Annotated in this window: 13 protein-coding genes; 9 read left to right on the top strand and 4 right to left on the bottom strand. The window is 40.3% G+C overall.

Annotation, left to right across the window (positions count from 1 at the left end; all coding sequences use genetic code 11):
- Nucleotides 1-112: 112 nt before the first annotated feature.
- Nucleotides 113-454, top strand: a complete 342-nt coding sequence (locus CYAN7822_RS21590) for a histidine triad nucleotide-binding protein (RefSeq protein WP_013324376.1) — start codon at nucleotides 113-115, stop codon at nucleotides 452-454.
- A gap of 276 nt (nucleotides 455-730) precedes the next feature.
- Nucleotides 731-1,279 carry a retropepsin-like aspartic protease family protein gene (locus CYAN7822_RS21595; protein WP_013324377.1) on the top strand — a complete coding sequence of 183 codons (549 nt, stop codon included), beginning with the start codon at nucleotides 731-733 and terminating at the stop codon, nucleotides 1,277-1,279.
- Here the strand turns inward: CYAN7822_RS21595 and CYAN7822_RS21600 are convergent.
- From CYAN7822_RS21600 to psbU, 4 genes are all read right to left on the bottom strand, one after another.
- Entirely contained in the window at nucleotides 1,276-2,340 is a 1,065-nt protein-coding gene (locus CYAN7822_RS21600; RefSeq protein WP_013324378.1) for a glycosyltransferase family 4 protein, read from the bottom strand. The two genes, CYAN7822_RS21595 and CYAN7822_RS21600, sit on opposite strands and share 4 nt — an antisense overlap.
- Nucleotides 2,341-2,373: 33 nt before the next feature.
- The gene (locus CYAN7822_RS21605; RefSeq protein WP_013324379.1) at nucleotides 2,374-3,540 is read right to left on the bottom strand and encodes a HEAT repeat domain-containing protein; all 1,167 of its coding nucleotides are present in this window, start codon (nucleotides 3,538-3,540) and stop codon (nucleotides 2,374-2,376) included.
- A 312-nt stretch (nucleotides 3,541-3,852) separates the two neighbouring features.
- Nucleotides 3,853-5,544 carry an L-aspartate oxidase gene (nadB, locus tag CYAN7822_RS21610; protein WP_013324380.1) on the bottom strand — a complete coding sequence of 564 codons (1,692 nt, stop codon included), beginning with the start codon at nucleotides 5,542-5,544 and terminating at the stop codon, nucleotides 3,853-3,855.
- Between the two features lie 144 nt (nucleotides 5,545-5,688).
- Nucleotides 5,689-6,060 carry a photosystem II complex extrinsic protein PsbU gene (psbU, locus tag CYAN7822_RS21615; protein ID WP_013324381.1) on the bottom strand — a complete coding sequence of 124 codons (372 nt, stop codon included), beginning with the start codon at nucleotides 6,058-6,060 and terminating at the stop codon, nucleotides 5,689-5,691.
- Nucleotides 6,061-6,431: 371 nt separating this feature from the next.
- On the opposite strand from psbU, the gene CYAN7822_RS21620 reads away from it, so the two are divergent.
- The 7 genes from CYAN7822_RS21620 to CYAN7822_RS21645 all read left to right on the top strand — a co-directional run bounded on the left by CYAN7822_RS21620 (nucleotide 6,432) and on the right by CYAN7822_RS21645 (nucleotide 14,809).
- Nucleotides 6,432-7,067, top strand: a complete 636-nt coding sequence (locus tag CYAN7822_RS21620; RefSeq protein WP_013324382.1) for a peroxiredoxin — start codon at nucleotides 6,432-6,434, stop codon at nucleotides 7,065-7,067.
- A gap of 164 nt (nucleotides 7,068-7,231) precedes the next feature.
- On the top strand, nucleotides 7,232-7,858 hold the full coding sequence (locus CYAN7822_RS21625; protein WP_013324383.1) for a hypothetical protein: 627 nt from the start codon (nucleotides 7,232-7,234) through the stop codon (nucleotides 7,856-7,858).
- Nucleotides 7,859-7,975: 117 nt separating this feature from the next.
- Entirely contained in the window at nucleotides 7,976-10,219 is a 2,244-nt protein-coding gene (locus tag CYAN7822_RS21630) for a glycoside hydrolase (protein WP_013324384.1), read from the top strand.
- 946 nt (nucleotides 10,220-11,165) lie between these two features.
- On the top strand, nucleotides 11,166-13,211 hold the full coding sequence (locus tag CYAN7822_RS21635) for an ATP-binding protein (protein WP_013324385.1): 2,046 nt from the start codon (nucleotides 11,166-11,168) through the stop codon (nucleotides 13,209-13,211).
- A 10-nt stretch (nucleotides 13,212-13,221) separates the two neighbouring features.
- The gene (locus CYAN7822_RS21640; protein ID WP_013324386.1) at nucleotides 13,222-13,644 is read left to right on the top strand and encodes a response regulator transcription factor; all 423 of its coding nucleotides are present in this window, start codon (nucleotides 13,222-13,224) and stop codon (nucleotides 13,642-13,644) included.
- 72 nt (nucleotides 13,645-13,716) lie between these two features.
- Nucleotides 13,717-14,286: a hypothetical protein gene (locus CYAN7822_RS34775; RefSeq protein WP_013324387.1), complete on the top strand. Its 570-nt coding sequence runs from the start codon at nucleotides 13,717-13,719 to the stop codon at nucleotides 14,284-14,286.
- Nucleotides 14,287-14,401: 115 nt separating this feature from the next.
- Entirely contained in the window at nucleotides 14,402-14,809 is a 408-nt protein-coding gene (locus CYAN7822_RS21645) for a hypothetical protein (protein ID WP_041933340.1), read from the top strand.
- Nucleotides 14,810-14,854 lie beyond the last annotated feature (45 nt).

The following is a 14,854-nucleotide window of genomic DNA, read 5'->3' on the forward strand; positions in this document are numbered from 1 at the left end:
ATTGACAGCCCTAGCGGCAAGGTAGGAGGGAAGATTTTTCTGGAAGATTATTTTAATAGACCAAATATTATATCATAAGAGGAGAAAAAATTCACAGCTATTTCAACTAACTATGAGTGATACGATTTTTGGGAAAATCATCCGCCGAGAAATACCTGCAAGCATTGTTTACGAAGACGATTTGGTCTTAGCGTTTAAAGATATTCAACCACAAGCGCCGACTCATATTCTAGTGATTCCCAAAAAACCGATCACTCAATTAGATGCAGCAACCGAGGAAGATGAACAGCTATTGGGGCATTTATTGCTAAGTGTCAAAAAAGTAGCCGCTCAAGCAGGACTTAAAAACGGTTATCGAGTGGTAATCAATAATGGCGATGATGGTGGACAGACAGTCTATCATCTGCACTTACATATTTTAGGGGATCGTCCTATGACATGGCCTCCCGGTTGAACAAAGGCAGTAAACTTTTTTAGAGGGAGAGGGCGATCAACAGAAAAAGAATTATGCCTATTGTCCTTGACTGTTGGCGGTTTTCCCCTATAATAAGCATCAAATATGTGTGGGTGAGGATTGGATATTAACTACCACCGATAAAAATCAAGTTAACAAGGTTAACATAGTCAGCCGATCTAAAAATTTTTTTAGCTATTGGTGTTAAATTAATCAACTAATTAGGGCACTTTACTAATAGAGCTTTGAAGTCTTTATAGCAATTAACAGGAATTTATGAAAAAATTTTTTAGTGTCCTGATTCTGGCATCAGGAATAATGGTTGCTCCGTTGACATCATCCTCAACCCAAGCTCAATCAGGATGTTATTTAGAAGGGACAGGCGGGCAGCATATAGATTTAGGACATCTTTGTGGTGCTGGTTCATCAACTCCGTCTGTGGGAGTCTCAGGCGTTTATCAAATCCCTATCATCCGTCGCGTTTCAGGAATTCCTACGGTTATGGTGGTTTTTAATGGTAAACAGCGTTTTGAGATGCTTTTTGATACCGGTGCATCAGGAGTCACCATTACAGAATCTATGGCCAAAGCGATCGGCGTTCGTAAAGAAACTCAAGATGTGGCTCAAACGGCGGGAGGTCCGGTAGCGTATCATCTAGGTCGTGTATTTTCCCTACAAGCTGGCAATTTAACGCGGAAAAATCTCGTCGTGGGTATTGTTTCGCAAATGGAAGGACAAGACCAAGGTCTGCTTGGACAAAACTTTTTTGGGGACTATGATGTAATGATCAAAGAAAAAGTGATTGAATTACATCCTCGTCGTTAAGCGATAGCGATAATATCCTTAAACCAAGCTTCAAAGCGATCGCCCAATGCGTCTAAAGAGTAATGGGTTTCTGCCGAGATGCGGCAACTAAGACGATCAATTTCATCGAGTCGTTCAATAGCGCTAACCAATGCCATAACATCATCGGGTTCAACTAAAAACCCCGTTTTTCCCTGCTCAATAATTTCTGCCGGACCCCCTCGGCGGTAGGCAATAACAGGAACACCACAAGCTAAAGCTTCAATAACCACATTGCCAAAAGCTTCTACCCAACGGGGTGTCATGATCAAAGCACGGCTTTTACGGAGATGGCGTTGGAGTTCGTCTGTAGATAAAAACCCTACATATTCTATGGGAGCATTGGGATAATCTTGACAGATTTTTTGCCAATATTGCGGGTCTTGTATTTTGCCAAAAATTTTTAGGGGAACTCCTGTTTGATCACAGGCGGCTACTGCGTCTTCTAACGCCTTTTCTGGGGCAATGCGTCCGCACCAGGCTAAGTGAGATTCTGGGGTATTGCAAAATTCATATAACGATAGATCGATGGCACTACTGAGGTAACGACCCTTATCTCCTATACCAAAGGTTTCTGCTTGGACTTTCGAATAAAAGCCCAAAGTTTGGGGAAATTGAGCATAAATTTTTTGAATAATCTGATCCATCGCGGTGCTGAGGGATGCCATCGTAATAAAATGAGCGATAGGACGATGAAAAAAAGGAGTTAAATAAAAGGGAAGCCAATCATAGGCAAAATTGACAATTAAATCATACTCGGTTTGCACTTGCCGCGCATAGTCCCACATATTTTCTAATACTGAATTCGGGGGTAAACAGATGGGAGTATCTCGTTCTTGGCTTTGGGCTGAAATCTGTAAATTACCAGCTATTTCAATGATAGGAATCTCAGGTAATACTGATGAGGCCGGGGCAACTACCTGTATTTGGTGGCCTCGAGACAGTAAAATTTTAGCGACATTATATAAACTTAATTCTACGCCTCCTCCTATTCCCGAGCCGAGGAAACCCACTGGGGTTGATAAAAATAATAATTTAAACATGAGAAACTTTAATAAATATTTAACGGACAAAATCTAGGTTTTCCAAGGATTTCGATTGTCGGTTTCATTGATGTCTTCATCGTCTATATCTTCCTCAAATGTACTCTCTTCATCGACATTCTCTGTGCCTAAATTTAATTTAATTGGCATTCGCAGATTTAATTTGCTTAATGCCCATTTGGCGGTTTCCTGAACTTCGATATTTTCATCATCAAGAGCATAACATAAAAGTTCATTAATTTGAGACATCAAATCATATAATCGCGTTAAATCTCGGATGGCATTTTTACGGACTTGAGAATTTTTATCCTGTAAGGAAATTGCCAATGCCTGATTCATGGGTCTGAGGGTGCGGCTACACACTTGTGATAGAGCTTCTAAAATTAAGCTCCGCTCATAAGAGTCTGTTTGAATCATTAAATCCACCAAAGGCTTCATCGCCCGAGAATCTGAAACTTGAGCAAGCTTCCAGATCGATTTGCGTCGGTTTTTTGAGTCGGGATCTTCAAGAGATTTTATCAACTCTTCAATGAGATCTAAACTCGGAATTCGGGTGGTGGGTTGAACGGGTAAAGAATATTCTCTCCCTGAGTTAGCATTAGGTTTAAAACTATTATCCGCCGCTTGCTCCTCATTATTTTTGTTGAAAAAATGTCCAGAAAATGACGATTCTGCTTCCAATTCTGAGGAATCTTTTTTCGGTTTTGATGAGGAAAATTTTAGGGATTTAGACCCTTTATTAAACCGCGTCAAGAAAGAAATTAATGCTCCCAAAAAAGCCAGAAATAGCAAGCTTAAACCGATGATGAGCCAAAGGGAATTGCCCGAAAAAAGGGAAAGATTTTTAGCCGCGTTAGCCGAGTGTTCTTGAGTGGGTTTACCTAGGTTTTTTTGGACATTATTGAGGGCGGACTTAGCATAAGAATCACCGGGTCTTGCTGAGACGGCTTTTTCAAAGAACGCTTTCGCTTTTTGATAATCTTTTTCTTGCATCGCCTGATAACCCTCCTTCATATAGCGATCATAAGCTGATCCCTTTTGAGTAGAAGAAGGGGGTTGTTGAGCATTAGCTTCTAGGATTTGGATTATTAAGATTTGTGAACCCGTTGTTTTAACTTTAGCTAGGCGAATCTCATTAGGAGCAAGGCCCAGATAACTAATACAGATAGCCATTAAAAGTGGAAAAGGATAACGCATCATAATTGAGTTAAATAGGTAAAAGCTATAGCCAGTCTGTTTTTACAAGCAATATTCCTTGAGCGGTCTAGTCATGCCCCCTTGGCTTTTCTGCTAGTTTTCACTTAGCTTAGTTTTACTTAAAAGTTAATTAATCTCTTTTTCCATAATGTCAGTTTTTTCATCTGATGACACCTAAAAATTGAGAACTGTTTCCCTTGATTTTAACCGACAGATAGATTAAAGCAAAACTAATGATATTTTTCCAAATCCGGGATTAGGTTAGCCAGAAAACCGAGTTATTGTATTGAGGAGTGAAATAGCTTCTTAGCTTATTCAAGAGTTGATGGAAGATGTCCACCAGCGATCATGTTGTACTAAGGTATGAACTTGCCAATGGGGGGATGGCTGAGGATAATCACTGCGATAGTGTCCTCCTCGGCTTTCTGTGCGGAAGAGGGCACTTTTGAGAATTAAATAGGCAATATCTAACAAATTTAGCACCTCTGCGGCTATTCTCAGTTGTTGCTCTTGGATCGGCGACTCTAATATTAAATTTTGATTAGCTGTTAAATTCAGGATATATTGACAGACCTTAAAGCCTGCCACCTCTTCGCGCCAATCAATAACTCTTTTTAAAGCTAATTCTAAGCCATCATGAGAGCGACTAATAGCCGCACTTTGCCACATGAGGACGGGTAAATCTGCGCGGAGTTGTTTAATTTTGTCGATTTCTTCGGACCATGCTTCAGTTTTTGGAATGACCGATATAGGTAAACTCTCTTCGGTTGTGGAAATAGCCTCAATTTCTAGATAAGGAAGTTGGGCGCAAAACACCACACACTCTAATAGGGAGTTACTAGCCAAGCGATTAGCTCCATGTACTCCCGTACTTGCTGTTTCACCGATAGCGTATAATCCGCGAATAGAGGTTTGTGCGTTTAAATCTGTGGACACTCCTCCCATCCAATAATGGGCAGCCGGTACAACCGGAATGGGTTCTGTGAAAACATCTACTCCCCATTGTTGACAGACACGAATAATATTAGGAAAACGTCGCCGGATGCGTTCTGGCTCTATGGGGCGTAAATCCAGATAAACGTTAGCCTTGGCTGGATCTGTGCTAGTTTTTTGCAGATGATTAAAGATGGCTCGACTCACCACATCTCTAGGGGCTAATTCTCCGCGTTCGTCATAAGCATAAGCAAAGCGTTCCCCAAGACTATCCACCAGATAAGCGCCTTCTCCCCTAACGGCTTCACTGATGAGAAAATGGGGGGCACCGGGTTTAGTCAGCGCAGTGGGATGAAATTGAACAAATTCTAAGTCTCGTACCATTGCCCCGCACCGCCAGGCTAAAGCGACTCCATCCCCTGTACTGACGGTGGGGTTAGTGGTTTGAGCATAAACTTGTCCGCCGCCTCCAGTGGCTAAAATGACGGCACCGGCTTTGAGCCAACGGATCTGATTTTGATAAAGACAACTAATGCCCTGACATTGACCGCTTTGGGGGTTTAGCCATAAACTCAAGGCGACGGCCTGAGAAAGAATTTGTATATTAGGACGTTTTAAGACTTCTTCGGTTAGCGTGCTGACAATGGCCCGACCTGTGGTATCAGCCGCATGAAGAACCCGAGGTCTTGAGTGGGCGGCTTCTAGAGTCATGGCCAGTTGTTCCCCTTTGCGGTCAAAGCTGACCCCTAATTCTACTAGCCTGTTAATGGCGGCAGGTGCTTGTTCTACTAAAAATTTAACCGCTTTCGGGTCGCATAAACCGGCACCGGCTCTTAAGGTATCTTCAAAATGAAGTTTAGGCGAGTCGGCCGGATCTACGGCGGCGGCAATTCCTCCTTGCGCCCAGTCGCTTGCGCCCGTTTTTAAGGTATCTTTGGTAATCAGACACACTTGATAATGAGAAGGTAAACACAAAGCGGCGTAGAGTCCAGCCGCACCTGACCCTACTACAAGAATGTCGCTTTGCTTAGGAATTTTCGGGGTGTCTGAAGATGGGTAAAGGTGGTCAGCCAAGGCTAATTAGTTCAGTTAAAATCTGTTTAAATTTCATTTATTGTAACGCTTCTGGTGTCTCTTTGAATCTGAGCGACAAAACCTAAAAACCCGCCCCGAATTTAGAGCAGGTTTTCAGGAATTTGTCAAGTTTTTCAGGCGTGTTTAGTAAACACCGGGGTTAATGCGATCATCTCCTTCGTTTAATTCTTTAGAAGGTTGAGTCACGGTAAATCTGTTTAAATTAGCTTGTAAGCGATTTTTTTGACTTTCAGATAAGCCAGGAATATCTAGCACCTCTTCTACCTTGTTATAAGGAGCATTTTTGATGATTTTGGTGGCTAAATTGGGATAGAAACCCCGTAAATCCCGGAATTGACGGATATGGCTATTATTTAAATCGATTTTTTGACCAAATTCTGTGGTTAGTTTAGCATCAACCGCATTAAGAGCCGCTTGGGCTGGAATGGGGTTAAAAAACCCTACTAAACCGAGAATTAGGGTAAAAACAATGAGAATACGAGCAATAACTTTCATCAATTTGATTCCTCCTAACAGAACTCCCTCATCACTTAAGATTTAGGGATAACCGAACAATGTCACAGCAGATGTATTTAAAAAAATTTATATCATGCCAAAGAATATTTTAATGATCGATTTGAGTAGGGTAAGCCGCCAAGGAAACTTTTTCAGCTTGCCTGTGGGCATTTCCTGACTCAGATGATCTTTGATTAATCTGCTGTATTCCGTATCATACAGGAGTTTAGAAAATTTGTTGAGGGGAGCATGGATCAAGGGCCGACAAATGTTACCAATTGTTACAAAGACATAAAATTCTATAGGAAAGCACGGGTTTTGTGCCCATAATAGAGATTAATTCTTTAAATTGTTACAGGAAATACAGAATTATGGCTCTTCAACTAGGCGATATTGTACCTGACTTTACTCAGGACTCTAGCGAGGGCAGTATTTCATTTCACCAATGGGCAGGAGATAGCTGGGTAGTGCTGTTTTCCCATCCGGCTGACTACACTCCTGTTTGCACCACTGAGTTAGGCACCGTCGCAAGTCTAAAACCTGAGTTTGATAAGCGTAATGTTAAAGTGATCGCCTTAAGTGTGGATAATGCTGAGTCTCACCGAGGCTGGATCAACGACATTAACGAAACTCAGAAGACAACGGTTAATTATCCTATTATTGCTGACCCAGACCGTAAGGTATCGGATCTCTATGGGATGATTCATCCGAATTCTCTCAATAATTTAACTGTCCGCAGTGTATTTATTATTGACCCTAACAAAAAACTTCGTCTAACCATTACTTATCCAGCGAGTACCGGGCGTAACTTTGATGAAATTCTTCGAGTGATCGATTCTTTACAATTGACGGATAATTATCAAGTAGCCACGCCGGCTAACTGGAAAGATGGAGATGATTGTGTGGTTGTTCCTTCTATTCCCACCGAAGAAGCCAAGCAAAAATTCCCCAAAGGAGTGACCGAAGTTAAGCCTTATTTACGGACCACTCCTCAACCGAACAAGTAATCAAGTTATACCTAAAGTCATCTAGGGTGGGCATTGCCCACCTTTTTGATAGAAGGGGTTTTTCTCGATAACAGCCTCTGGCAAATAAATATAGTATCATATAATACGATAGAGACTTTTTCTCTATTTTGTTGCCACATAACTCAAAAACTAGAAGTTGATCAGTGGATAAATTAAACGGTGAAAATTTTTCCAACCGATACAGCAGGATTAAAAAACAAGTTATCCAACCAAAAAAACCAACAATTGTTGATGACCAAAACTTATGGGCTATCTTTGATGAATTAGAGTTATTACGCGAACAAATAGATTATTGGCGTAGTGTCGAGGATAGAAAAAATCAGGAGTTAGAAAAACTCCAGCAACAACTCAGAGATGCCTATGAGGAGTTACAAGCACTCTACCAAGAATTAATGTATACCAATCAGGCCTTAGCTGAGGCAGTTAGATTTCAGAATACAAGCTTGGCTGAGGTAAAACAATTAGCCAAGGCAATTTTGGCCACTGAAAAACCTGCGGCTGAGTGTTTAGCGGAACTAATTAGTGTTCTTTATGGCTTTCCGGTCACATTAGATATATTAGAATCTAACGGCCAGTTAACTCATCAAACAAAACCTTCGATAATTTCTAATAGTAATGCCCTCATTACCCAATCAAGAAAGTTAAAAAAAACTTTAAAGGAGCTTCGAGTTAACGTCCATACTCTCAAAACTCAGTTTGCTGTCTTGAAAGGTAATTATCATCAACTTTCCCCAACAACTCCCTCAGTGATAGGGGAAGGCGAGAGTTAAAACAGGCCTGACTCACCATTGACCCTAAAAAAATATATCGTCACTAACTCACTCAATAGGGGATTTTGTGCTAACAATTGTAAAGTAATTGCTCAAAGAACGCTGACTGAGTTATCTATGTCCTATCCTCTATACGTCGCTTTTATTTGGCATCAACACCAACCCCTTTATAAATCCCCCGAAGCTGTGACCGATGCTTCAGGACAATATCGTCTCCCTTGGGTGCGCCTTCATGGGACTAAAGATTACTTAGATTTAGTTTTGATTTTGGAGCGTTATCCAAAACTTCATCAAACGGTTAACCTAGTTCCCTCTTTAATCTTACAACTCGAAGACTATGCCGCCGGTACTGCGTTAGATCCCTACATTGCATTAACCCTAACGCCAGAAGCTCAACTCACAGAAAAACACAAAAAGTTTATCATTGAACATTTCTTTGATGCGAATCACCATCGGCTCATTGATCCTCATCCTCGCTATGCTCAATTATATAGCCAACGCCAAGACGAAGGGCGCTTATGGTGTCTAGAAAACTGGACCCATCAAGATTACAGTGATTTACTCACTTGGCATAATTTAGCCTGGATCGATCCTCTGTTTTGGGATGATCCGGACATTGAAACTTGGCTCAAACAAGGCAAAGATTTTACCTTAAGTGATCGCCAGCGTCTATTTACCAAACAAAAACAAATCATTAGCCGCATTCTTCCCCAACACCGCAAGATGCAGGAAAGCGGACAATTAGAAGTGACCACCACGCCTTATACTCATCCCATTTTACCCCTACTAGCCGATACCCATGAGGGTTTAGTGGCAGTGCCTAATATGAGATTACCTGAGCGGCGTTTTCAGTGGGAAGAGGATATTCCTCGACATTTACGCAAAGCGTGGGATATTTATATCGATCGCTTTGGACGAGAACCGAGAGGGTTATGGCCTTCTGAACAGTCGGTTAGTCCGGCTATTTTACCCCACATTAGTAAAACCGGTTTTCAATGGATTTGTTCGGATGAGGCGGTACTGGGTCATACCCTGAACACTTATTTTCATCGGGATGAAACCGGCAATGTCGAAGACCCTAAAGCACTCTATCGTCCCTACCGCCTCCAAACCTCACAAGGAGATTTAGCCATTGTTTTTCGCGACCACCGTCTTTCTGATTTAATCGGTTTTACCTATAGTGGCATGGATTCAAAAGCGGCGGCAACGGATTTAGTGGGACATTTAGAGGCCATTAACCGTTGTTTGGTCAACCAACAACAAGAAGGCGTGAGTTTAGAGCAACCTTGGTTAGTCACCATTGCTTTAGATGGGGAAAATTGCTGGGAAAGTTATGAGCGAGATGGTATTCCTTTCTTAGAAGCGCTTTATCAAAAATTGAGCGACCATCCAGAAATTCAATTAGTGACGGTTTCAGAATTTTTAGATCAGTTTCCTCCTACAGAAACCCTTCCCGCAGAAAGGTTACATAGTGGTTCTTGGGTAGATGGGAGTTTTACCACTTGGATCGGAGATCCGGTTAAAAATCGCGCTTGGGACTTATTAGCAGATGCTAGAGAGATTTTAGCGAAACATCCCGAAGCAACCGAGGAAAATAATCCCGAAGCTTGGGAGGCGTTATATGCCGCAGAAGGTTCAGATTGGTTTTGGTGGTTTGGTGAGGGACATTCTTCTAATCAGGATGAATTGTTTGATCAATTGTTTCGCTCTCATCTGGCCGGCTTGTACAGCGCCCTAAATGAACCGATTCCGCCGATTTTGCGTCAACCGTTAGAAGAGCATCACAGAAAGCGTCAACATCGTCCTGAAAGCTTTATTCATCCCGTTATTGATGGGTTTGGAGATGAGCAAGACTGGGATAAAGCCGGACGGATAGAATTTGGCGGCGGGAGTGGTACTATGCACCGGCGAGAGGTGGTGCAACGATTATTGTATGGTTGGGATCATTTAAATTTTTATCTGCGTTTGGATTTTCAACCGGGAGTGGTGCCGGGTAAAGATATTCCGCTAGAGTTGCATTTGCTTTGGTATTATCCGGGTGCAGAACGTCATAATAGTCGTGCTAATTTAGCAGATTTACCGGATCAAGCGCCTTTAAATTATTATTTTCATCATCATTTAGGCATTAATTTAATGACTGAGTCGGTTTGGTTACAAGAAGCAGATGAAAAAAGTTTTTGGAAACCGAGAAATACTCAAGCCATAGCCGCCTTTAATGAATGTTTAGAAGTGGCAGTTCCTTGGGCAGATTTAAGGTTAGAACCGGATTGTCATTTGCATTTAGTGGCCGTGTTGGCAGATCAGGGGCAGTTTAAGAGTTATTTACCCGAAAAAGAGTTGGTAATGCTTCAGATGCCTTAATTTAAAAAACTCCTAAACTTAGATAGGTTAGGCGGATATTTGAGTTTTTAAATTTGATCCTATAGGCTCGTTCCGCCTTAACTTAACCTTTTTCCGCTCTAAAACTGATCATTTTAGTTCATTTACATTTCTTAATAAAATAATATTTATTTACGTTCTTTTGGGGACTTCTTTGACTAAAATATATCTTGTATCAAAGCAAGTTGAAAATAGCTTCATATTTTATAACATCCTATATATAGTGTATATTGTTGTTAAATTTTGTATTAAAACCGAACAATAAACTCATCTATATTGAAAAAAGCTTCAAGATTTTTCCGTGAAATTTCTGTAGGTTTTCTGGGCAAAACAATCAATAATAATAATTAAGATAAATTTTAAACGAGCATGAGAAAAATTGTTGACAACTCACTCATCAAGAGTGAAGGTTCAGGAGAGCAATCAAGCTCATTGTATTAAACAAGCTAAATTTCCTGAATTCATGACGGTTGTCACGCAAAAGATAGCGAAGTGACGAACATAGTCATTGCCTCATTTTTCTCTGTTGATGAGTGTCTATCTCCTTATCAGACTCAAGAAGTTAAATAAGCTAGTCTTTGAAGTAAGTAAGTAAGCAAATAATAGTTCCTAAAAAAAAGTTCAATCAGGAGAAATATTTTGCTATCTCTAAAAAATAAGCATTTTTTAAAAAAAGTTAAAATTAAGGACACTAAGCATCACGTTTGTTGTATCCATTCGGCACACAAAGCTTAAAATCAGCGAAACCCTTGTCACTCTGGTTGCTTAAAGCCAAGAAGCGGCACAGCATCATTAAGTGATGAACTTGAATATTTTTTTAAGGGAATAAATTCCTTTAAGAGAGTATCTAGAGTAATCTGTGTCATGTGTAGATTAATTGTGAAAATTTTACAAATTTTTGCTTCAAAGTCTAAAAAATAGATAAATTATGAACCAAAATCAAAACATTGAGCATCTCCTAATAATTGAAGACCTACGTGGAAAACGCACTATAGTGCTAGAGTCGGCAACCTGTTCTATTGGTCGTGCTACCACTAATTCTATCGTCCTCGACTCTCCAGAAATTTCGCGTTATCACGCAATTTTATTGCGGCTAACTCAGCCTGAAACCACTCATCATAGCTTCCGCCTTATCGATGGAGATTTACAGGGAAAACGTAGTAAAAATGGCATCAGCGTTAATGGTTGTTCCTGCTTTTCTCATGACCTTCAACATGGAGATGAGATTTACTTTAGTAAGGATGTTAGGGCCAGATATTATGCCACTGTCAATCGAGCAGACATAGAGTATTTAAACTCTTGTGAAGATGAAGAGGTTTCCGGTTTCTTATCCAATTTAAATAGTCCTTTTACCACCCTGATTTCATCAGATGACACTAAAAGCTATTCTTGCGAAACCTCATTAGAAAGATTAGCCTCTTTTCCGGAACTAATTGCTAATCCGATTATCGAAATTGATTTATTAGGAAACATTACTTATCTCAACCCGGCTGCTGTGTCCCAGTTTCCTAACCTTCGACAACAAGGACTTCGACACCCGGTTCTCGCTGGCATTGTTTCGATGGTAGAAAATGAGCAGCAAACCCATTTTGTCCGAGAAGTAACTGTTGGCGAGCAAATTTTTGAACAATCCATTCATTATATTATCGTGGGAGAACTAATTAGAACTTACCTGACTGATATTACCGAACGCAAACGGGTAGAAGCCTTACTCAAACAGTCTTACGAAGAACTAGAACACAGAGTACAACAACGGACTGCCGAGTTAGCGTCGATCAATATTTCCTTAAAAGATGAAATTGCCGAGCGAGCGCGAGCCGAAAATGCCCTGAAACAGAGTATGGCAACCAATCGGGCCCTTCTCAATGCGATTCCAGATTGGATGTTTCGTATCACCAAAGAGGGGACTGTGGTCAACTTCAAAGCCGGCAAATGTGTTGAAGTGCCTTTGTTGAGTGAGGAATTTTTAGAAAAAAATCTCGGGGAAGTTTTGCCTTCTGAAATCGGTCAATCGATGATGAACTGTATTAAAGAAGCTTTTTTAACTGAAGAATTACAAATTCTTGAGTATCAACTCAACAGCCATCATGGTGAAAAAGATTACGAGGTTCGCATTGCTATTACCTCTGAAAATGAAGTGATGGCGATTGTGCGTGACATCACCGAACGCAAGCGAGTAGAACAAGATATTCGCCATGCTTTAGAAAAAGAAAAACAACTCAATGAACTTAAAACTCGCTTTGTTACCATGACTTCCCATGAGTTTCGCACGCCATTAGCCATCATTTTATCTTCTGCCGAATTAATAGAACATTACGCTCACAAATTGGATGAAAAGAAAAAAATGACTCATCTTCAGCGCATTCAAACGGCAGTCAAACACATGACCGGATTGTTGAATGATGTACTGGTACTCGGTAAAGCCGAAGCGGGCAAAATAGAGTTTATGCCAACACCAATCTCTTTAGCACAATTTTGTCGCCAATTAGTGGAGGAAGTGCAACTGACCACTAGCACTCATACCATTGTCTTTTGCGCTCATAATCAATGCCCAAACGGTTGCCTAGACCAACAACTTCTGCGACATATCCTCACTAATTTGCTCACCAATGCCATTAAGTATTCTCCTGAAAGCAGTCTGGTTCAGTTTGACTTAATATGTGAATCTCAAAAGGTCATTTTTCGCATTCAAGACCAAGGGATCGGCATTCCGGCTAATGAACAACCAGAATTATTTAATTCTTTCTTTAGAGCGAGTAATGTCGGTTCTATATCCGGGACGGGACTAGGATTGAGCATTGTTAAAAAAGCTGTGGATTTACACGGCGGGCAAATAGAAGTAGAAAGCCGCCTGGGAGAGGGTACAACCTTTACCGTCAAGCTTCCTTATAGTGGTTGTCGGTTATCTGACAAAGATAAATTAGTCTCTCTCCACCCAAGCACAACTGCAACTGCACCCTTATTAAATCAATAGGTAAAAAACCATGAAAAAAATTCTTGTGATTGAAGATGAACTATCTGTTAGAGAAAACTTAGTAGAGTTGCTCGAAGCTGAAGGTTTTCAGGTCTTTAGTACCGATAATGGCATCCTAGCCTTGTTATGGGCAGAAGATAATCTTCCTGATCTGATTATTTGTGACGTGATGATGCCTGAAATCGATGGCTACGAAGTGCTGGAAGGATTACGCCAAATCCCCATGAGGGCATCAATTCCTTTCATTTTTTTAACGGCAATGGCTGACAAAGCTGATATCAGATATGGCATGGAATTGGGAGCCGATGATTATCTGACTAAGCCTTTTACCCGAGAAGAATTATTGAGAGCGATCACCTCTCGCTTGTCCAAATACGAAATCGCTTTGCAGGAGTACGAGGCTCAACATCAATGGACTGAAACACGGCAATAACAAGCCCAAAAAATCGACCAGCCTTATCAATAAACAACAGATTAGCGACTTGCAAGAAAGGGAATGAAGGCCATGAAAAATATTTTTGTTAAATTAACAATTTTGAGTATTTTCGCCAGTCTGGCTATCGGAGAGCAGGCGGCTTATGCTTTAACTTTTAATGAGTCGAATCAAATTGAAATTGTTCTTATAAATGGAACTTTAGCGGCTAATTTACCAATTTCTACTGACAGTAGCGGCAAAATTTTCGGCAATAGCTTGAGTGAGAAAACAACATCAGTTATTCCTTCAGACTTTGACAAAAATGATAGGTTAGATTTGTGTTTAGGCTCTAATGAATTTTTGGGGATAAATAATGATCTAGCGGCATCGAGATGCAATCAATCATTTATTAATTTTAGTAGAGTGGCGTTTTGGGGAGGGAATTCAGGGATTTATTCCTCGATTTTCCAGGAAAATGCGGCAAAAGTAAATCATCCGGTTCAAAATATTAGTATTCCTCAACCGACAGAACCTAGTTCAGTGCCAGGCCTTGTGGGCTTTGCTAGTTTTTTGGGTTTACAATCCCTAATCAATAGGTTCAAAAAATTTTTTTTAAAGTCTGAATATCCTGCATTAATTGCCGTTCTTAAAAGTAAATAAAGATCGGACAATCAATATAAATTCCTCAGTTGGTAAAGTTTTAATATAAAGATTTAATCCTGTTTTATTGACTGAGGTTTAAGTTAATTATTGGAGTTAATAATTAGTTTAAACAATGTTTAAAAATACTTTTTATTCTTGTTTTGACAGCTTCATGAGTGAGCAATTGAGTTTAGGCAATGATCAATCTTGTATCGGGATACGAATAGATAAATCTTTTGGTTATCAAGAATCAGTAAAATTGGCTGAAAAAATTGTTCTGCTGGCTCACCAGTATAAAGTGACTAAATTTTTAATTGATGTTCGAAGCAGTTCTTATCAAGGTTCACTCAGTTCTCAATATTTTTTTGTTAATAAAGAACTGACAAGAATTAATCCGAAAAGAAGGTTTACTGTTGCTATTTTAGCTTCTCTAGAAGATAATTCCTATGATTTTTTACCGGTAGTGGCACATAATAACGGTTACCGGCTGAGAGTTTTCAAAGATCAAGTACAGGCAATTAAATGGCTTCAAGATTATTAGTTGAATATTTAGCCCGCGCAGGCGGGCTTTGTTCATGAGGGCGCG

The organism is Gloeothece verrucosa PCC 7822 (genome assembly GCF_000147335.1).
GTDB lineage: Bacteria > Cyanobacteriota > Cyanobacteriia > Cyanobacteriales > Microcystaceae > Gloeothece > Gloeothece verrucosa.

Excerpts from the sequence above, each read along its gene's own strand:
- CYAN7822_RS21590 (WP_013324376.1), top strand. The coding sequence starts at position 113 with ATGAGTGATACGATTTTTGGGAAAATCATCCGCCGAGAAATACCTGCA.
- CYAN7822_RS21595 (WP_013324377.1), top strand. The coding sequence starts at position 731 with ATGAAAAAATTTTTTAGTGTCCTGATTCTGGCATCAGGAATAATGGTT.
- CYAN7822_RS21600 (WP_013324378.1), bottom strand. The coding sequence starts at position 2,340 with ATGTTTAAATTATTATTTTTATCAACCCCAGTGGGTTTCCTCGGCTCG.
- CYAN7822_RS21605 (WP_013324379.1), bottom strand. The coding sequence starts at position 3,540 with ATGATGCGTTATCCTTTTCCACTTTTAATGGCTATCTGTATTAGTTAT.
- psbU (WP_013324381.1), bottom strand. The coding sequence starts at position 6,060 with ATGAAAGTTATTGCTCGTATTCTCATTGTTTTTACCCTAATTCTCGGT.
- CYAN7822_RS21620 (WP_013324382.1), top strand. The coding sequence starts at position 6,432 with ATGGCTCTTCAACTAGGCGATATTGTACCTGACTTTACTCAGGACTCT.
- CYAN7822_RS21630 (WP_013324384.1), top strand. The coding sequence starts at position 7,976 with ATGTCCTATCCTCTATACGTCGCTTTTATTTGGCATCAACACCAACCC.
- CYAN7822_RS21635 (WP_013324385.1), top strand. The coding sequence starts at position 11,166 with ATGAACCAAAATCAAAACATTGAGCATCTCCTAATAATTGAAGACCTA.
- CYAN7822_RS21640 (WP_013324386.1), top strand. The coding sequence starts at position 13,222 with ATGAAAAAAATTCTTGTGATTGAAGATGAACTATCTGTTAGAGAAAAC.
- CYAN7822_RS34775 (WP_013324387.1), top strand. The coding sequence starts at position 13,717 with ATGAAAAATATTTTTGTTAAATTAACAATTTTGAGTATTTTCGCCAGT.
- CYAN7822_RS21645 (WP_041933340.1), top strand. The coding sequence starts at position 14,402 with ATGTTTAAAAATACTTTTTATTCTTGTTTTGACAGCTTCATGAGTGAG.